This is a genomic window from Flavobacterium sp., from assembly GCF_024305175.1.
Taxonomy (GTDB): Bacteria; Bacteroidota; Bacteroidia; order Flavobacteriales; family Flavobacteriaceae; genus Flavobacterium.
The window spans coordinates 1-18,361 of the sequence record NZ_JAMWYY010000010.1 but is presented as its reverse complement, the minus strand read 5'-3'; the positions used below and the strand labels follow the sequence as shown (position 1 = coordinate 18,361).

Sequence of the window (18,361 nt, the reverse complement as noted above, 5' to 3'; positions counted from 1 at the left end):
TTTTGAAGCACATTATTGAGCCATACCTGCCCGAACATGCCGTTGATGCCGTTTTTGAGCTGATAAGGGTTTATGGCGTACACCTTAAAATTGTGAATGATCGTGTTACCCGCCATGGTGACTACCACAGGGACGGGAGTGGCGCACACCGCATTACCGTTAATGCCAGCCTTAATAAATACAGGTTCCTGATAACACTGGTGCATGAAATTGCGCACCTTGCTGCATTTGAAAAATACGGGCGTAATATTAAACCCCACGGCAATGAGTGGAAGCTTACCTTTCAGCGGTTAATGGTTCCTTTTATACGCCCCGAGATATTTCCGCCACAATTACTGCCCCTGCTTGCAAGGCATTTTCGCAACCCAAAGGCGAGCAGCGATACTGATGCTACCCTTTCCCTTGCATTAAAGCAGTTTGATGAAAAATCAGAAAAGAATTATATCTTTGAAATTCCCTTTGGCAGCCAGTTCCGCATCCATAACGGAAAAATTTTCAGGAAGGGCGCGCAGAGGGTTAAGCGTTTTGAATGCCTTGAAATAAGTACGGGAAAAACTTATTTATTCAATCCGAATGCAGAGGTAGAGTTACTGCCTTAGCTTGTGTTAAATAAAGAATAAACCGCTTTGAACTGAAAGGAAATATCAAAACCTTTACTAACAGATTAAAGATAATCAGTAAGATGAATAACAACTATTATGCTGTATTAATGGCCGGTGGGGTAGGCTCACGCTTTTGGCCTGTAAGCACCGCACAGTTTCCCAAACAATTTCATGATATGCTTGGCACGGGCGAAACCCTTATCCAGAAAACTTTTGGTAGGCTTTCTAAATTAATACCGCAGGAAAATATACTGATACTTACCAATGAGCTTTATAATGACCTTGTGCTGCAGCAACTGCCGCAGGTAAAGCAGGAACAGGTAGTGCTGGAGCCTGCTATGCGCAATACTGCCCCCTGTATATTATATGCTTCTTTAAAGATTAAAAAAATGAATCCTGATGCAGTAATGGTTGTTGCGCCCAGCGACCACTGGATAGAGGATGAAGATGCCTTTACCAGCGACCTGCAACAGGCTTTTGAGTTCGCCGAAAGGCAGGATGTACTGATGACACTTGGCATACAGCCTACCTTTCCCAACACAGGTTATGGTTATATAGAATATAATAAAGCTGATACTGAGGTTGTGAAAAAAGTATCGCATTTCAGGGAAAAGCCGGACTATGAAACAGCAAAGACTTTTTTGCAAAGCGGTAACTTTTTATGGAATGCAGGAATTTTTATATGGAGCATAAAATCGATAACCGCTGCATTTGAAAAATTTCAGCCGGTAATGTACACACTTTTCGATTACGGTTACGATCATTATAACCTGCCGGGGGAGAAAGATTTTATTCATGAAAATTATATAAAATCGGCAAACATATCTATAGACTATGCAGTTATGGAAAATGCCGATAACGTATATGTGCTTCCTGCCACTTTTGACTGGAATGATTTAGGTACATGGGGTTCGCTGCACGACAAGCTTAATAAAGATGTGTATAATAATACAGTTGTTAATGCGCATATATATATAGAAAATGCTACAAATAACATTATCCGTACAGATAAAGAAAAGATTGTGGTTGTTGACGGGCTTAATAATTATATTGTAGTAGATAAAGAAAATATACTGCTTATTTATCCTAAAGAGAAAGAGCAGGAAATTAAAAAATTTGCAGAAATTGTAACCAGGCAGTAAATATTTCTGAAAAAAATAAAATCATAAGGTAGGGTTTTATACTTTTAGAATGTTATGTTAAAATTACGGTAACGGAATGCTGTATATTTAGCACACATCTTTTAAAAGAAAACAAAACTCATACTACATGATTACCAACCTGCCAATTAAAAAAGTACTGCCACTTATAGGCTTGCTGTTATTTAGTATTTTTAGCTACGCACAACTGCCCGATTTTACCTTAACTGTAACACCTACACCGCAAACCTGCCTTGGCAACGGTGCTTTGGCTTTTACAGTTTCGGGTACCAATCCCGCAGCATCAATAGATTATTCCATTTACCTGCTGCCTAACACTACTACGCCCATAACGGTTGTTACATCACCTACAGTTACAGGGCTTGCTGCCGGAAATTATCTTGTAGTGGCAACCCAGTCTTTAGGGGCAAGTTCTAATACCGCATCTGCAAACGCAACGATTGCCAATCAGGTTCAGCCGCTTGTATATACGCTTACACCTGCAAAGGTACGTTGTGGTAATGATGGACAGATAACAGTAAACGTAACATCGGGTACTGCTGTTTCTTACGAAATACTAACGGGTCCTGTTACTGTTCCCCAACAGGCATCAAATATATTTAATAACCTGCCTGTAGGTATATATGGTGTAAGGGTATATGACAATTGTGGAGAGGCTGTGGTTGTAACAGTACAGTTAGTACAGGATACTACAAACGTGAACATATTAGAGCCCGGTATATATGGTAACGAATTACCCGGCTGTAATTTAATTATTGCTTACACACCGTATGCATTAGGTTCCGGAGGTGCAAATATATTCTGGCCACTTACCTTTCAATACACAGTATTCCCTCCCGGTGGCGGTACTCCTACCGTAATTACACAAAACATCCCTATAGGCTCTTTAACAGATATAAATGATGTTTTTCAAACAATTCCGTTTTATCACGGGCAACAGTATGAGTATGACCTGAAGGTTACCGATGCTTGTGGAAATGTATGGAACAGAAACGATATTATAGTTAATCAATCGCTTGATTATAATGTAGAGTTTAATTATGAAGGATGTGACGAGAGAAGTTTTAAAATAAACCCGCTTAACTATGTAGGGCCTGTAACAATAAGTTTTGATGCGGTACCTGTGCCTGGCTTTAACCCTGCGGATTATAATGCCTCACATCCAACCTTTGACGGAGAGGCAGAATATGGTGCTCCCGGTAATGCTGTGCCAATAGGCAATTATACTGTTTCTATTACTGATTCCTGCGGGCGTACCTATACTGAAACTTTTGAAGTGACAGACCCGATTATAGAACCGCAGATAGTTGTAGAAGCTGTATGTGGCAGCGACACAGGGTCTCTGCATATTGAACTGCCAGGCAGGGATATAACCGAGGCAGAGATTACCGATGCCCCTGTAGAATATGGTCCTTTTCCTGATGATGTTACCGATTTGCTTGTTGATGGTAAACTGGATATGACCCTGCCATTAGGTACCTATACGTTTGAATTGACAGATGAGTGCGGAGACACTTATACTGAGGAAATAGAAGTGGAAGTTTTTGGAGGTAACCCCAATATAAGCCTGTTGCAGCGCCCGGGTTGCGAAGAAGGATTCGGCTCTATAAGGCTTAATGCCGATGGAGATTTTGTAACAGTATCTATTACAGATGGCCCCGCCGGATTCAGCGATAGTTATCCGGTTGTAGTTTCGGGGAATATTGCCGGTAATGGCGATTTCTACATGAATTCACTGCCTGAAGGCCTTTATGAGTTTACTACTGTAGATGAATGTGATTTTGTAAGGGTAAGAGATGTTACGGTAACCGGCTATGCAAAAACAGTTAATGAGATTGACGTAATACCTTACTGCGGCTCTTTCCAGATAGATTTAGACCATTTTAGCAACGGTAACTATGTACAGTCATTCTGGTTGCAGCGTTATGATGAGGTTAGCGGTACATGGGGGCACCCTTATACTGGTACACCTTATACATCAGGGCTGCCGCTAAATTCTAACTCTATCTATATTAATATTAATGATAACTCTACGTTTTATTCGGCAATAGGCGACTTCAGGATTGTAAAGGCATTCTACACATACAGTAATGGCTCTACATCTAATAACCTGTGTACTGAAATATTGCATGAATTTAGCTTTACCGGGGGGCCTGTTATTACAGAAGTATACAGCTTTCCGTGTGCTGACGGTTTAACTGAAGTCGCCGTTGAGGTAGAAGGTGTGCCGCCATTTGCATACAAAATAACCACAAAAGACGGTGAACCTTTCCTTATAGACAATGGCGATTCAAACATATTTTCATCTCTCGAGCCTGCATACTATAACTTTCAGGTTACTGATGCGTGCAGTAACATATTAAATGCCCAGTTTAATATTAATGCAACTGAGCCTTTAGAAATACAGGCTACAGGCTTTTGTGAAGGCGAGGAGAGCTTTCTTGCTGTTCAGCCATTCTCATTCCTTACTTACGAATGGTATGCTGAATCTGACCCTAATACTATACTAAGCACAACAAACAGCCTTACATTCCCTGCTTTTGACTCTGATACAGATTCAGGGACTTATTTCGTAAGGCTAACCGCAGCTAACCCTGCCTCGTGTATGAATACAGTTTTAGAATATGAACTGCAACCTAACGCATTGCCTAATGCAGGCGAAGATAACGCTGTTGTGCTATGTAATGATGGCAGCAGCCTTAACCTTACGGCATATCTTGTTGGGAATGATACAGGTGGTACATGGGAAGATACTGATTTAACAGGCGCCCTAACAGGAAGTAATTTTGATACAAGTGGCATAACTGCCGGAACCTATAGTTTCCGCTATACGATTAACGGGCTTTGCGGACTTACTGATGATGCAGTTGTAACAATAACACTGAATGATGCTCCGCAACCTCCTGTAGTGGCAGCAGTAAACGATGTTTGCGAAGGAGAAAATGTACAGCTATCATTAACTGAAGAACCTGGTGTAACTTATCAGTGGAACGGGCCGGATGGCTTTACCGCAACAGGGGCGAGTCCGCTTATTACAGGCGCCGGAGTCGCAGCCTCGGGCACATATACCGTTACAGCTACTGCAAACGGATGTACGTCTGATGCATCAAGCGTTGCCGTTACAGTTAACGCACTGCCTGATTTTACTATAGATGGGCAAACCGCACTATGCGAGGGGCAAAGCACCACGCTATCGGTTAACCCCGAAAACTTTAATGCAAATGCTGCTGGGTATGCGTGGTATCGTAACGATGAACTACTGGCGGATGTTACTGATGGTGATATAGAAGTATTTGAAACAGGTACTTATAAAGTAACTGTGAATAATAACGGTTGCGAAACCACAAAACAGCTTGAGGTAGTGCCCGGCACGACCGGTTTTGATATTGTGTTAGAGCAGGGTTGTGTTGATTTTGAATATACACTCTCGGTAGCGAATGCTGATGAAATACCTGATTTAGATTATGTATGGACAGGCCCGGACGGTTATTATTATGTAGGTGAAGAAGCCGTAATTACAGACTTGTCCACAGGCGAATATATGATTACCATAACTAATACTGATGGTTGCAGCGTAACGGCTACTGCTTTGGTAGAAAACACAGGTTGTATGATTCCGAGGGGTATATCGCCAAACGACGATGAATTTAATCAGAATTTTGACCTTTCTAACCTTAATGTAAAAGATATACAGATATTTAACCGTTACGGCTTACAGGTTTATGAAAAACAAAACTATGTAAACGAATGGTATGGCCAGAGCGATAAAGGTGAATTGCCTGCCGGTACTTACTTTTACGTGCTTACTTTAGCCGAAGGTAAAAGAATGACGGGTTGGGTATACCTGCAAAGGCAGGTAAACTAATAAGGTTTATTATTTATTGTCCTCCTCGTTTTCTTCGGCGAGGAGGCTTTCCCTTACTTTTTTAAACAGGTCAGATGAGTAAACAAATTCCACAATAGATTTGTTGCGTGTTTCCAGTATCTGCTCGTTTGTGCCTTCCCACTCCTTAATACCGTTTTTAAGGAAAACAATTTTCTCCCCAATCTGTAATACAGAGTTCATGTCGTGGGTGTTTATAACGGTAGTTATCTCATACTCTTTTGTAATTTCCTGTATCAGTTCATCTATAACTATAGATGTTTCAGGATCCAGCCCTGAGTTAGGCTCATCACAAAAAAGGTATTTGGGGTTGTTTACAATGGCCCTGGCAATTGCCACACGCTTTTGCATACCGCCCGATAATTCTGCCGGATATTTCTTGTTTGCATCTTTAAGGTTAACACGGTCTAAAACCACATTAACCCTCTCCCTTATTTCTCGGCTTCGTTTACTGGTAAACATTTTTAGGGGGAAGCCCACATTGTCTTCAACCGTTAAAGAGTCAAACAGTGCGCTACCCTGAAAAACCATCCCTATTTCGGTACGCAAGGTTCTTTTTTCATCCGGGGTCATGTCAGAATATATCCTCCCGTCAAAAGATATAGTTCCCTTTTCAGGAGTATGGATGCCCAAAAGTGTTTTAAGCATTACGGTTTTACCAGAGCCGCTTCGTCCTATAATAAGATTTGTTTTGCCTGTGTCAAATACTGTAGATATACCCTTTAATACATGGGTATCTCCAAAAGACTTCTCTATGTTATTAACCTCTATCATTAGCTTAACAGTAATTGTGTAATTATATAGTTAACCAGGATTATTACAACGCTGGTCCATACAAAAGATGTGGTACTTGCCTTACCAACCTCCAGCGCGCCGCCCTTCATATAAAAACCGTGGAAAGAAGGTATGGTTGCCAACAGGAAACCAAATACAAACGTTTTTAAAAAGGCGTAGAATACATGAAAAGGTATGAAATCGGTACGTATACCCTGTACAAACTCTTCCATCCCTATAAAGCCCCCATACACGCCGGCCATCATACCGCCAAGTACACCAAGGAACATCGAAACTGAGATTACAAACGGGTAAAGTATAAAGGCAACAATTTTAGGGAATACTAAATAATTAAGTGCATTAACCCCCATAACCTCCAGCGCATCTATCTGCTCTGTTACCCGCATGGTCCCGATACTTGATGTAATGTAAGAACCTGCACGCCCTGCCATGATTATTGAAATAAAAGTAGGGGAGAACTCTAATATTACCGATTGCCTTGTTGCAAATGCAATAAGGGATTTTGGTATTAGCGGATTGGTAAGGTTAAGTGCCGTTTGTATGGCAACCACCCCACCTATAAAGAATGATATGAACGCTACAATTCCTAAAGAACCTATGATGAGGTCATCGATTTCCTTAAAAATCAATGGCTTCATAACCTTCCATTTTACAGGTTTATAAAATATATCTCCTATCATCAGGAAATAGCGCCCAATCTGGTGTAAAGCTTTAATCATTTATGGTAAAAATATCGGCTAAAGTACCGAATTGTACTCACTTATTGATAGTAGTTAATAGTTTTTTAATACTTTCCTTATTAAAAGAGCTTCTGTTTTATCTTCTTCCAGCGGTACTGTTTTACAAACGCAGCCTGCTTTGGTGTAACAAGCATAGGCTTATGCTCGCGGCTTGCTTTAAGATAGCCGTTAATGTAATCTATAAACAGTAAAGGCTTCTTTTTGCGCATTGCGAGTTTAGCCCCTGCTATAGCCGTAATTGTAAGGCTATAACCAAGGGTGTAAAAAGCTTCTCCCTGCTTGTGGCGCGCTGCTTTAGTATAGCTGGCACCCGTAGGCTTTAAGTGCTTTACTTTAAGTTGTTTTAACGTAACTACCTTCCATCCGTAATATTTGGCAAGAAGTTCATCAACAGTGTCCCAACCCATTGCGGGTTTAAGTTTGCCTATTTGAAGGAAACATGCTTTGCGGTAGGCTTTAAAAGCGCCCCTTATATGGTCGGCATCAGTAAGGCTTTCTAAAATCCATTCACCATTTTTTTCTACATAGGCAAAACCACCAGCCATACCCACTTTCACATCCTTTTTAAAGGTATTGATTACAACTTCAAAATAATCAAAGGGAAGAATTAGGTCGGCATCCAGTTTAACTATTATATCATAGTCTTCATCAAGCTGCTCATAGCCTGCATTAAATGCATTAATCACTTTGCTGCCTGGCATGTGTGCCGCTTCTGATTGTTTGTTCACTAAACTAAGCCAGGCGTAATCGTTCGCATACTTGGTAACAATATCAGCGGTGCTGTCGGCAGAATTGTCATTTACCACAATTGCCTTTGCCGGCAAAACTGTTTGCCCTGCAAGCGAATCGAGCATTTTGCCGATACAGGATGCTTCATTATAGGCGGGTATGACAACATAATATCTCATCTGTTATTTCCTCTCTGCATATATAATATAATACCTGGGCGTAATTTTTCGCAACAATGGCCTTATGCCAATCTTACCGGAAGGGTTGGTCCATTTGTGCCTGTCCTTAATTACCCACCCTGTTTTCTCTAAAAGCCAGTCCAGCTGCCAGTCTTCAAATTCATGGTAATGCCTGTCCCACATGTCGGTTTTACTTCGGTATGCCGGGCTGAACCACAGTCGCAATGGTACAGAAATAATCAGTTTATCGCTTTTTATGTGCTGCAACACTGTAAATGGGTTAAGAAGGTGCTCAAAAATTTCAAACGCTGTAAAAACAGTATAATTGTTATTTATGAGTGCTGACTGGTCAAAATCAAGGTCTTCGCCTGTAGTATTTGTTACATTATAACCTTCTTTCTTCATTATCTCAGAGAAAGGATTCGTAATGCCTAAATCAAGGATTTGTTCATTTTTTGAGATATGCTTCTGCAAAAAATCCAGCGTATGTTTATATCTTTTATGTGGAAATGTGTTTTCGTACATGCAATTGCTTTTATGACCTCAAAAATAAATAAAAGTATATTTACAGTTACAATTCAGCCTATCTTTGTTTGCTGCAATATAATTTTAACTTGAAAAGCTCAAATTTACATAAGCAGGCATTATTTTTTACCATAATCAATTATGCCGGTACTGCAATTGGTATCATATCGGCATTGTTCATCTATCCACTTGATTTTGCATTTTCTGGCACTATAAAATTTATAGACACCATTGTGCAGCTGCTTTACCCAATAATGGTTTTAGGAGCATCTCATGCACTTATCCGCTTTTACCCACTGCTTGAAACAGAAAAGAGGAAGCACCTTTTTAATTACAGTGTTTTATCGATAGCGGCATTAAGTATAATAGTGCTGGGTGGTATAATTCTTTACAACCTGTTGTTTGGGTATGAGTATATAAAGTATATCTACATTGCTTTTCCCATAGGTGTCTCGCTTGCTTTTGTAGAGTTATTCCGCAAGCAGGCGCAGGATATCCAGAAACTCGCCCTGCCTACTTTGTATGAAAAGATTATCCCGAAAGTAGTGCTGCCTGTTGTGTTTCTGTTGCTTGTTTATAATTACCTTCAGGAAACGCCCGCGCTGTTAATTTATATGGCCTGTTATATACTGATATTGCTGTTAATAGGCTTTTATATTTATAAATATTTTAAACCGGGATTTACGATGAGGTTTAAACCCTTATTTGAAACCCTGTCCCGAAAAGATTACTACAATTACAGCCTGTATTCATTTGCTGCAAGCCTGGGCTCGCTACTGGCTTTCCGTATAGACGGGCTCTTTATTTTTAACCTGATCTCTGAAGAAGCTAACGGTATTTACGGCAACGGCTCTACTATGGCTGCTACGTTACAGGTGCCTGCGGTGGGTTTGTTCGCGCTATATGCGCCACTGATATCCGACTACATTGCATCAGGTAACATGGCTGACTTAAAAACCAAATACAGGGAAACAGCCCGGTTGCTTTTTTTTATAGGGGGAGTGCTTTTAAGCTGCATCTATCTTGGTATAGATGACTTGTTCAGCCTTTTGCCGGCTAAAGAGGCACTTAAAGAAACAATACCCATAATTTATATTCTTGGCTTTAGCGTTCTGCTTAATATAGCTACAGGCTTTAATACTGAAATGATAAGCTACTCTAAATATTACAGGTTTAATATGATAACCATTGTGTCGCTTATATTCCTTAATGTAGGGCTTAACTTCTTTTTTATCTATAAAACAGATTTAGGCATAACAGGCGTTGCCTATGCTTCACTTATTGCAATGGCTGTATTTAATATAGCAAAGCTTTGGTTTATAAAGGTTAAATTCGGTATGCTGCCATTCGACAGAAAGTTTATGCTGCTGGCATTGGTTTTTGTTTTGTCGGGCATTGGTATTTACCTGCTGCCCGATACAGGTTCTCATTTACTGGACCTTATATATAAAACTGGCCTTTCCGTTGCTGTTAATGTTTTTGCAGCCTACAGGTTAAAACTGGTTTATCAGGTAAATGTGTGGATAGATAAAACCCTGCGCTATACCGGGATTAAATAAGGCCTTATACCCTGTAAACAAAAGCATTTATGTTCATGCCTGCACCTACAGAGGCAAAAAGTAATACATCGCCTTTGTTTATTTCCTGGTTATCTATTTGGTGTTTTATCAGAAGGTCGTATAGTGTGGGTATGGTAGCAACGCTACTGTTGCCCAGTTTGTGTATGCTCATAGGCATAACACCCTCAGGCGGGGTTCTGTCATATAGTTTAAAAAAGCGGTGAATAATAGCTTCATCCATTTTTTCGTTTGCCTGGTGTATCAGCACTTTCGTAACCTCATCTATGGCAATGCCACTTTTGTCAAGGCATTCTTTCATAGCCTGAGGCACATGGTTTAAGGCAAATTCATATATTTTACGGCCATACATTTTTATGTAGCGCACATCAGGATGCAGCTCTTTATTATAAGAATTACCAAAAAACAGAAAATAGGCCTCAGCATGTGTATAGGAAGCCGATTCGTGTGCCAGTATTCCGCCCGGTTCATCGGTTGCTTCTATTATAGTTGCCCCGGCACCATCGCTGTATATCATGCTGTCGCGATCATGTGGGTCTACCACCCGGGATAATGTTTCGGCGCCTATAACAAGGCATCGTTTTGCCATGCCTGCCTTAATATAAGCCTGGGCCTGTATTACACCCTCTACCCACCCGGGGCAGCCAAATAATATGTCATAAGCCACACATTTGGGGTTTTTAATGCCAAGGCTGTGCTTAACGCGGGTAGCAAGGCTTGGTACCATATCCGACTGTATTGCACCACTTTTCACATTACCAAAATTATGCGCAAATACAATATAATCTATCGTTTCTTTATCAATATTGGCATCATCTATTGCCCTTTGGGCAGCCAAGTAAGCAATATCAGAAGTAACCATATCATCATCAGCATAACGGCGTTCTTCTATTCCCGTAATCTGTTTAAATTTTTCTGCAACAACTTCATTACTGTAGTTAAGGGGCAAGCCAGCCTCGTCATAAAAAGAATGCTTTGCAAATTCCAGATTGGTTACTATTGTATTCGGGATGTAGCTTCCGCTGCCTGTTATCCTGATATTCATACTTTACTTTTTAGCTAAGTTAACTAATAATATTACAGCAACAAACGCAAAATGCTATGCAGGCATAATAATTATTTTATATTTTAAAGATGGCTTCATAAGTTAAATATTTCGCAATTTAAGTCTCTGATAATTTTATTTTCATAACTGTAGCTATAGATGCAGCCCTAGTTTTGATTCTTTCTGAATTAGCTCCGGTAAAGTTTTTATCTGTAGCAGCATAAAAATGATTCAGCCAGATTTCAAAATGTTGTGCAGTTAGCTGTTCTTTTGCGTTGAGGTCTAAATGAATCTGCAAAACATTCTTTTTATAGCCGCCTGTGTAAAACAAAGTTTGTTCCCAAAAATCAGCAAGGTGTGGCAGGTGCGCTTCAAGGTCAATTTTAGCAATCTCAGTAAAGATATAGCTTATGGCAGGGTCGGCAAGCAGCCTGCCGTAAAAGGCACGCATCAGCAGCAAAAGGTCGTCGCGGGTTTTTATGTCGTGCATGGTTGAATTAATTAAAATTGGTTATAAGAGTCTTATTTTAAAACCATAGATTTCATTTTCAGCTTCTTTAAATAGAAGTAAAATTTTGTCTACGTAAGCTTCTATGTTTGTTCTACTAATTTCGAAATTTTTCCAAACTAATGTTAGTGGCATTTCAATTTCGTTTAAACAATCCCATAAAGCATCGAGATTTCTGCCATAATAATCAGGCAGTTTTAAAATGTGTTTTATTTCCGCTTGAAAATCTTCAGCAGTTTTTAATTTATTGCCTTCAAGTATTATTTCCATTATATAGACATATAATTTTATTTTAATAAAAAAGCTGCCATAAGGCAGCTTTCAATATTCTAATAGATTTAACTTTCCATATACGCCTCAATGGGCGCGCAGGAGCAAACCAGGTTTCGGTCGCCATAGGCATCATCTACTCTGCGTACTGATGGCCAGAACTTATTTTCGTGAAGGTAATCCAGCGGGAATGCCGCTTTTTCCCTTGTGTACGGAAGTGTCCAGTTGTCAGTGGTCAGCATTGCAAGTGTATGCGGTGCATTTTTCAGTACGTTTTCTTTATCCTCTGCGGTAACTTCCTCAATTTCTTTACGGATGGCAATCATCGCATCGCAAAAACGGTCAAGTTCCTCAAGGTTCTCACTCTCTGTAGGCTCTATCATCAGTGTTCCGGCTACAGGGAAAGATACCGTTGGTGCATGGAAGCCATAGTCCATAAGCCTCTTGGCAATATCGGTAACTTCAATACCTTTTTGCTTGAACGGACGGCACTCAATGATCATTTCGTGTGCAGCCCTGCCCATTTCACCTGTATAAAGGGTTTCGTAGTGGCCTTTTAGCCTTTCTTTTATATAGTTGGCATTGGCAATAGCATATTTGGTAGACATTGTTAAGCCTTCTTCGCCAAGCATGGTTATGTAGCCGTAAGAAATTAGGCAAACAAGCGCAGAACCCCATGGTGCAGCCGAAATTGCCGTAATGGCATTGCTGCCGCCTGTTGGTATTACAGGGTTTGTAGGCAGGAAAGGCACAAGGTGCTCTGCCACGCATATAGGGCCAACACCGGGGCCGCCGCCACCGTGTGGTATGGCAAATGTTTTGTGCAGGTTAAGGTGGCAAACATCTGCGCCAATGGTAGCAGGGTTGGTAAGCCCTACCTGGGCATTCATGTTAGCGCCGTCCATATACACCTGTCCGCCGTTATCGTGAACTATTTTGGTTATTTCTTTAATAGATGCTTCATACACGCCATGTGTAGAAGGATAGGTTACCATAAGGCAGGCAAGCCTGTCTTTATATTGCTCTGCTTTAGCCCTAAGGTCATCTACATCTATATTTCCGTTTTCAGATGTTTTGGTAACCACTACCTGCATACCTGCCATAGTAGCGGTAGCCGGGTTGGTTCCGTGTGCCGATGCCGGTATAAGGGCAATATCCCTGTGGTGGTCGCCACGCGACTGGTGATAGGCGCGTATAACCATAAGCCCTGCATACTCACCCTGAGCGCCTGAGTTTGGTTGTAGGGTAGTACCTGCAAAACCGGTAATAACGTTTAACTGCTCTTCCAGTTTTTTAAGCATTATCTGGTAGCCTTCTGCCTGTTCTACAGGGGCAAACGGGTGGATACTGTTCCAGTACGGTAAGCTTAGCGGAAGCATCTCGGTAGCCGCATTCAGCTTCATGGTGCAAGAGCCAAGCGATATCATAGAATGGTTAAGCGCAAGGTCTTTACGCTCCAGCATCTTAATGTAACGCATTAAAGCTGTTTCCGAGTGGTATTTGTTGAATACCTCATGCTTAAGGAAATCGCTGGTGCGCTGAACAGATCCTGGTATTGCCGTTTCGTCCAGTAATTTGGTAATAACATCGGCTTCTTTTCCGTCTGCTGTAGCAAACACTGAAATTATGTCGTTAATATCTTTAAGGGAAGTGGTTTCGTTAAATGAAATCGAGATGGTTTCCCTGTCTACATAATAAAAGTTTATTTGTTTTGCTTCGGCAGCAGGCTGCACTTTTGCAACATCAGCTTTTACAACTATAGTGTCAAAAAACGCTGTGTTTACCTGATATACGCCAAGTTTATTAAGCGCATCGGCAGTAGTTACCGCAGAGCGGTGCACTTTATCGGCTATATAATTAAGCCCTTTTGGCCCATGATATACGGCATACATACCTGCCATTACGGCAAGCAGTACCTGCGCAGTACAAATGTTTGAGGTAGCCTTTTCGCGTTTAATGTGCTGCTCGCGAGTTTGCAGTGCCATGCGCAGTGCACGGTTACCGTTGGCATCAATAGTTACACCTATAATCCTGCCGGGCATGCTGCGTTTGTATTCTTCTTTAGTGGCAAAGAACGCCGCATGAGGTCCGCCATAGCCCATAGGTATGCCAAAACGCTGTGTAGTTCCTACTACAACATCGGCGCCAAGCTCTCCCGGAGGCGTTAGCTTAACAAGGCTTAATATATCGGCAGCTACTGCTGTTTTAATATCTTTTGCTTTTGCTTTTGCTATAAATGAAGCATAGTCATATACTTGCCCGAATTTACCCGGATATTGCAGTATGGCTCCGAAATATTCTTCAGAAAAATCAAACTCTTCATGGTTGCCTACTACAAGCTCAACACCGATAGGGGTAGAGCGTGTTTGCAGCACACTAAGTGTTTGCGGAAGTATCTCCTCCGAAACAAAAAATTTGTTTGCGTTATTTTTTTTCTGGTCGCGGGTACGCACATCAAATAAAAGTGCCATAGCTTCGGCAGCCGAAGTACCCTCGTCAAGTAACGAAGCATTTGCTATTTCCATTCCGGTAAGCTCTATTACCGTAGTCTGGAAGTTTAGGAGTGCTTCAAGCCTTCCCTGTGCTATTTCAGCCTGATATGGTGTATAAGCTGTATACCAGCCCGGGTTTTCGAAAATGTTACGTTGTATCGGGCCGGGCACTATGGTAGAGTGGTACCCAAGGCCAATGTAAGACCTGTATATTTTGTTTTTGCCGCCCAGTTCCCTTATATGGTTCATGTACTCAAATTCCGTCATGGCAGGATCCAGCTTTAATGGCTCCTTAAGGCGGATATCATCCGGCAGGGTTTCATATATAAGCTGGTCTATAGATTCTGCACCAATAACACCAAGCATATGCTCAAGGTCGCTTTCCCTCGGGCCAATGTGTCTTAAAGCAAAAGCATCTGTTCTCATAAAATTCGTTGCGTGTTTTAAAGGCACAAAAGTAATTATTTATCTTCAAATTAAAATCTGTTTCGGGGCTGTATTTTGTGAATTTTTCATTGTAAAACAATTACTTTTAACACATTGATTATTTTTATGTGATGAAGGCACTGCGCAGGCTATTCGGCATTTACATACACGGCAGCATACATGTGGCTTTTGCCGTACTGGCACTTACACTTATGACGCTGCATATGTTTGCCCTGCCCTTTGATAGTATTGCGGCATGTTTTGCTTTTTGCGGAACGGTTGCCGGATATAATTTTGTAAAATATGAAAGCCTTTTCCGCCACCGCAAACCGATAAGCACTCAGGTAAAGCTATATGCTGTTATAACTGTTGTTGCAGGTATTGGTGCAGGCATAAGCTTTTTAATGTTAACAAGGCCGGCACAGCTTTGGGGATTGTTCTTTTTCGGGCTTACATTGCTTTATACCGTACCTTTTTTCCCGAACCGCAAGAACATGCGCAACTGGACCGGTATCAAGATTTATATGGTAGCGCTTTGCTGGGCAGGTATAACAACGCTGCTTCCGCTGCTTAATGCCGGTGTTGCCATCACTCAAGATGTGCTGCTTAAATTTGTGCAGCGGTTTGCACTGGTAATAATCCTTATCCTGGTCTTTGAGATAATAGACTCTAAGGAAGACGACCCGCTCCTAAAAACGGTACCCCAGCGCATAGGTGTAAGGAATACTAAAAAGGTCAATATTATATTGCTAATCCTTTTTTACTGCCTTGAATTCTTTAAAACAGATGTTGATGCAAAACAGTTGGCTGTAAATGTGGTTCTTGTAGTGGCAACTGCCTTATTTACTCTTTATGCAACACCGGAAAGGCCAAAATACTATACGTTATTCTGGGTAGAGAGTATTCCTATTTTCTGGCTTGGGCTGGTATTGCTTGTTTCGCATTTTTAGAGATTGCCTAACGCATCATGCAGGTTGCTATATTTGAATTGAAACCCTGCCTGTTGCAGCCTTGCCGGAATAACATTACGGCTTTTTAGTATCAGTTCTGTTTCTGTGCCAATAATTGCTGCACCAACCTCTAATAAATTTTTACTTAGCGGAATACCAAAAGGCATGTTCACTTGTTTGCGTACAGCCTTCATAAAATCGGCATTGCGTGTTGGTGCAGGTGAAACTATGTTTACCACGCCCTGCATTTGCTTTTCAAGTATAAATTCAACAGCCCGTGCAAAATCTTGCTCATGAATCCAGCCTACAAACTGCCTGCCGTTTCCCTGTCTGCCGCCGAAGCCAATTTGTGCTAACCGTTTTAGTATAGGGTAGGCGCCACCTTTTTTGCCTAAAACTATAGAAGTGCGTAAGGCAGTTTTCAAAGTCTTGGGAGTTTCAGTCATAAAAAAGGCACGCTCCCACATTTTGGCAACATTCATAGAAAAGTCAAACCCTGTTTCGCCCGTTTCCTCATCCATCTGCTTGTCTAAGCTGTGCCGGTATATGGTTGCAGTACTTGAGTTAAGCCAGTGCGCAGGCGGCTTTTTACAGCCAAGCACTGCCTTATTTAGCAATGTTGTACTATCAACCCGAGAGGCCATTATCTCGCTTTTGTTGCGCTCGTTATAGCGGCAATCTACCGATTTGCCTGCTAAATTTATGAGTGCGTCGGCTCCTTCCAGTTCACTTTGCCACCCTGTCATGGTTTTAGCATCCCAGTTTATATAACGCACATTACCTGATGCATTTGCTTTGCCCCGGGTTAGGACTACAATATCTGTAACCCTGTCTTTAAAATGGTTTACAAGCACCTGCCCTAAAAAACCTGTGCCTGCGGCGATGACTATTTTTTTCATGGTTGTGTAATGTTTAAGTATTTTGTAATGCAATAGGTTAACCTCGCAAAATAACAGGCAATGAGCATTGGTATAACAAACAGTGTGATGATAATAAAATCGTTTGCCCGATAATCAAGCCATGAAAAGTAAGTGATGGTTAAGCTTGTCACTGCGGCAATCCAGTAAAGGATTATCCCTTTTTGCAGGCGTGGGCTAAGCTTTTTATAGTAACTGTAGCTGACTATCAGTGCGATAATTAACTGTAGTGGCCCCAAAAGTATTTGTGCATACATACCCAATAGTACTGTGATATACAGCAGTAAAGTAGTGATTAGAGCTATTACATTTATTTTATGTAGTGTTTTCATGGCTATGGATTTAAGATTATAGCAAGGGCAATCAGTCGATAGGCTGCCCATGTAAAGCATAAGTAGGGTGGAAGCTCCAGTATTTTAATCCTGCGGTAGTGTTCTGCAAACATGAAGGTTACTGTAATGCCGAACCAAGCTAGGTTTATTGTTTCGGGAAGAGTGATGAAGCTGTTAATTAATAAAATTGGCAATAACACGATAGAACCTGCCAAAGAAACCGTCATTACATTGCCTAAGTAATTTAGTATTGTTTTATTGTCCAGCTTATACAGAAAAATAAGCTGAAAACCCAACTGCCCTGCAGCAAGTATTACCTCGCGGCCAAAACCCCCTTTCGGGATAGGTAGTAATGCAGTATAACTAAATAGGGTTACAGCGGTTACTATGGTGGCAAAAAGTATAAAGGCAACGCGGTAGCGATAGCTGAAAGCAGGCGTACATTGCAGTACATTATTATTCTTTTTACCGGGAATAATTACCTTGCGGTTATAAGAAATAAAAGAGTATAGCTTTTTAAGTAAGAATTTTATCGGTTTAATATTCCCGACAGTACTCACAATGGGGAAAGAGTTTCCTATTACTTTTATCAGGCTGTCAACGCCATAGGTAACAGTATTGTTTTCCCGGTCTATCAGGGCAATTTCATTAACTGCTTTCTCAGCATCTACAAAGGTTAGTTCGCTATCATTGAGTTCAGAATAAGGTTTTCTTCCCTTATTGTCGAGCATACCGTTTTTAACAAATGCTCCTGTATAAGCCTGACAGAGTGGGCAGTCTTCATCATATAGAAGGGTTTGATTGGCAAGTGTTTTCATATCAAATCAAATGCGTTTGTAAATATTAAACTTTCAGAATAAATTGAAATTTATATTTAAATTTTTTACCTCATGATCTTCATAACAAGGCGTGCCATCCAGTTGTCTTTCATTTCGGTAACTTTCTCTATCATGTTATCTGCTTTTAATACAAAATCATAAAGCTCACCTGTTTTTTTGGTAAAATGTTTTGCCTCAGCTGATTTATCGTCTTTAACCCCACTCGAAACATCTTTAAGCACTTTAAGGGCAGGCTTAATTTCGCGGCGGCTGCGCTCTTTGGCAATTTTTACCGCCAGTTCGTCAAGGTCTTTTTCGGCAATAAAGTATTCTTTGCGCTCGCCCGGCTTCAAGTCTTTATAAATAATTCCCCAATCCATAAGCGCGCGCAGGTTCATACTGGCATTACCACG

Annotated in this window: 17 protein-coding genes; 5 read left to right on the top strand and 12 right to left on the bottom strand. The window is 41.0% G+C overall.

Annotation, left to right across the window (positions count from 1 at the left end):
- Positions 1 to 2: 2 nt before the first annotated feature.
- The 3 genes from Q0K96_RS03960 to Q0K96_RS03950 all read left to right on the top strand — a co-directional run bounded on the left by Q0K96_RS03960 (position 3) and on the right by Q0K96_RS03950 (position 5,627).
- Positions 3 to 599 carry a SprT-like domain-containing protein gene (locus tag Q0K96_RS03960; protein WP_223053500.1) on the top strand — a complete coding sequence of 199 codons (597 nt, stop codon included), beginning with the start codon at positions 3 to 5 and terminating at the stop codon, positions 597 to 599.
- An 83-nt stretch (positions 600 to 682) separates the two neighbouring features.
- Positions 683 to 1,744 carry a mannose-1-phosphate guanylyltransferase gene (locus Q0K96_RS03955; RefSeq protein ID WP_297332711.1) on the top strand — a complete coding sequence of 354 codons (1,062 nt, stop codon included), beginning with the start codon at positions 683 to 685 and terminating at the stop codon, positions 1,742 to 1,744.
- Between the two features lie 127 nt (positions 1,745 to 1,871).
- The gene (locus tag Q0K96_RS03950; RefSeq protein WP_297332710.1) at positions 1,872 to 5,627 is read left to right on the top strand and encodes a gliding motility-associated C-terminal domain-containing protein; all 3,756 of its coding nucleotides are present in this window, start codon (positions 1,872 to 1,874) and stop codon (positions 5,625 to 5,627) included.
- Between the two features lie 9 nt (positions 5,628 to 5,636).
- Here the strand turns inward: Q0K96_RS03950 and Q0K96_RS03945 are convergent, their stop codons facing one another.
- From Q0K96_RS03945 to Q0K96_RS03930, 4 genes are all read right to left on the bottom strand, one after another.
- Positions 5,637 to 6,419 carry an ATP-binding cassette domain-containing protein gene (locus Q0K96_RS03945; protein ID WP_297332709.1) on the bottom strand — a complete coding sequence of 261 codons (783 nt, stop codon included), beginning with the start codon at positions 6,417 to 6,419 and terminating at the stop codon, positions 5,637 to 5,639.
- Positions 6,419 to 7,159 carry an ABC transporter permease gene (locus tag Q0K96_RS03940; RefSeq protein ID WP_297332708.1) on the bottom strand — a complete coding sequence of 247 codons (741 nt, stop codon included), beginning with the start codon at positions 7,157 to 7,159 and terminating at the stop codon, positions 6,419 to 6,421. Before Q0K96_RS03940 ends, Q0K96_RS03945 begins: the two co-directional genes overlap by 1 nt.
- An 80-nt stretch (positions 7,160 to 7,239) precedes the next feature.
- The gene (locus Q0K96_RS03935) at positions 7,240 to 8,088 is read right to left on the bottom strand and encodes a glycosyltransferase (protein WP_297332707.1); all 849 of its coding nucleotides are present in this window, start codon (positions 8,086 to 8,088) and stop codon (positions 7,240 to 7,242) included.
- Positions 8,089 to 8,091: 3 nt separating this feature from the next.
- Positions 8,092 to 8,613 (bottom strand): methyltransferase, encoded by a 522-nt coding sequence (locus Q0K96_RS03930; RefSeq protein ID WP_297332706.1) that lies wholly within the window; start codon positions 8,611 to 8,613, stop codon positions 8,092 to 8,094.
- Positions 8,614 to 8,702: 89 nt separating this feature from the next.
- Between Q0K96_RS03930 and Q0K96_RS03925 the strand changes: the two genes are divergently transcribed.
- A complete protein-coding gene (locus tag Q0K96_RS03925) occupies positions 8,703 to 10,172 on the top strand; it encodes a polysaccharide biosynthesis C-terminal domain-containing protein (protein WP_297332705.1) in 1,470 nt (489 codons plus the stop codon).
- A gap of 4 nt (positions 10,173 to 10,176) precedes the next feature.
- Here the strand turns inward: Q0K96_RS03925 and Q0K96_RS03920 are convergent, their stop codons facing one another.
- The 4 genes from Q0K96_RS03920 to gcvP form a co-directional block, all read right to left on the bottom strand.
- Positions 10,177 to 11,235, bottom strand: coding sequence for a ketoacyl-ACP synthase III (locus Q0K96_RS03920; RefSeq protein WP_297332704.1), 1,059 nt, complete (start codon positions 11,233 to 11,235; stop codon positions 10,177 to 10,179).
- A 118-nt stretch (positions 11,236 to 11,353) separates the two neighbouring features.
- Complete coding sequence (locus tag Q0K96_RS03915; protein ID WP_297332703.1) at positions 11,354 to 11,725, bottom strand: group III truncated hemoglobin; 372 nt, start codon at positions 11,723 to 11,725, stop codon at positions 11,354 to 11,356.
- Between the two features lie 21 nt (positions 11,726 to 11,746).
- Complete coding sequence (locus Q0K96_RS03910; protein WP_297332702.1) at positions 11,747 to 12,013, bottom strand: barstar family protein; 267 nt, start codon at positions 12,011 to 12,013, stop codon at positions 11,747 to 11,749.
- 68 nt (positions 12,014 to 12,081) lie between these two features.
- Positions 12,082 to 14,931, bottom strand: coding sequence for an aminomethyl-transferring glycine dehydrogenase (gene gcvP, locus Q0K96_RS03905; protein ID WP_297332701.1), 2,850 nt, complete (start codon positions 14,929 to 14,931; stop codon positions 12,082 to 12,084).
- Between the two features lie 131 nt (positions 14,932 to 15,062).
- Here gcvP and Q0K96_RS03900 point away from each other — a divergent pair, with 131 nt between their 5' ends.
- On the top strand, positions 15,063 to 15,881 hold the full coding sequence (locus tag Q0K96_RS03900; RefSeq protein WP_297332700.1) for a hypothetical protein: 819 nt from the start codon (positions 15,063 to 15,065) through the stop codon (positions 15,879 to 15,881).
- On the opposite strand, the gene Q0K96_RS03895 is transcribed toward Q0K96_RS03900, so the two are convergent.
- The 4 genes from Q0K96_RS03895 to Q0K96_RS03880 all read right to left on the bottom strand — a co-directional run.
- Complete coding sequence (locus Q0K96_RS03895; RefSeq protein WP_297332699.1) at positions 15,878 to 16,780, bottom strand: TIGR01777 family oxidoreductase; 903 nt, start codon at positions 16,778 to 16,780, stop codon at positions 15,878 to 15,880. The two genes, Q0K96_RS03900 and Q0K96_RS03895, sit on opposite strands and share 4 nt — an antisense overlap.
- A complete protein-coding gene (locus Q0K96_RS03890; protein ID WP_297332698.1) occupies positions 16,777 to 17,130 on the bottom strand; it encodes a hypothetical protein in 354 nt (117 codons plus the stop codon). Before Q0K96_RS03890 ends, Q0K96_RS03895 begins: the two co-directional genes overlap by 4 nt.
- A gap of 2 nt (positions 17,131 to 17,132) precedes the next feature.
- On the bottom strand, positions 17,133 to 17,948 hold the full coding sequence (locus Q0K96_RS03885) for a hypothetical protein (RefSeq protein ID WP_297332697.1): 816 nt from the start codon (positions 17,946 to 17,948) through the stop codon (positions 17,133 to 17,135).
- A 65-nt stretch (positions 17,949 to 18,013) separates the two neighbouring features.
- Positions 18,014 to 18,361, bottom strand: a 348-nt coding sequence (locus Q0K96_RS03880; protein WP_297332696.1) for a transcriptional regulator, incomplete at its 5' end; no start/stop codon positions are given.

What these genes read in the sequence shown, in the direction of transcription:
- Q0K96_RS03910 (WP_297332702.1), bottom strand. Translation starts at nt 12,013, where the DNA reads ATGGAAATAATACTTGAAGGCAATAAATTAAAAACTGCTGAAGATTTT.
- Q0K96_RS03945 (WP_297332709.1), bottom strand. Translation starts at nt 6,419, where the DNA reads ATGATAGAGGTTAATAACATAGAGAAGTCTTTTGGAGATACCCATGTA.
- gcvP (WP_297332701.1), bottom strand. Translation starts at nt 14,931, where the DNA reads ATGAGAACAGATGCTTTTGCTTTAAGACACATTGGCCCGAGGGAAAGC.
- Q0K96_RS03950 (WP_297332710.1), top strand. Translation starts at nt 1,872, where the DNA reads ATGATTACCAACCTGCCAATTAAAAAAGTACTGCCACTTATAGGCTTG.
- Q0K96_RS03900 (WP_297332700.1), top strand. Translation starts at nt 15,063, where the DNA reads ATGAAGGCACTGCGCAGGCTATTCGGCATTTACATACACGGCAGCATA.
- Q0K96_RS03895 (WP_297332699.1), bottom strand. Translation starts at nt 16,780, where the DNA reads ATGAAAAAAATAGTCATCGCCGCAGGCACAGGTTTTTTAGGGCAGGTG.
- Q0K96_RS03955 (WP_297332711.1), top strand. Translation starts at nt 683, where the DNA reads ATGAATAACAACTATTATGCTGTATTAATGGCCGGTGGGGTAGGCTCA.
- Q0K96_RS03885 (WP_297332697.1), bottom strand. Translation starts at nt 17,948, where the DNA reads ATGAAAACACTTGCCAATCAAACCCTTCTATATGATGAAGACTGCCCA.
- Q0K96_RS03940 (WP_297332708.1), bottom strand. Translation starts at nt 7,159, where the DNA reads ATGATTAAAGCTTTACACCAGATTGGGCGCTATTTCCTGATGATAGGA.
- Q0K96_RS03920 (WP_297332704.1), bottom strand. Translation starts at nt 11,235, where the DNA reads ATGAATATCAGGATAACAGGCAGCGGAAGCTACATCCCGAATACAATA.
- Q0K96_RS03915 (WP_297332703.1), bottom strand. Translation starts at nt 11,725, where the DNA reads ATGCACGACATAAAAACCCGCGACGACCTTTTGCTGCTGATGCGTGCC.
- Q0K96_RS03890 (WP_297332698.1), bottom strand. Translation starts at nt 17,130, where the DNA reads ATGAAAACACTACATAAAATAAATGTAATAGCTCTAATCACTACTTTA.
- Q0K96_RS03930 (WP_297332706.1), bottom strand. Translation starts at nt 8,613, where the DNA reads ATGTACGAAAACACATTTCCACATAAAAGATATAAACATACGCTGGAT.
- Q0K96_RS03935 (WP_297332707.1), bottom strand. Translation starts at nt 8,088, where the DNA reads ATGAGATATTATGTTGTCATACCCGCCTATAATGAAGCATCCTGTATC.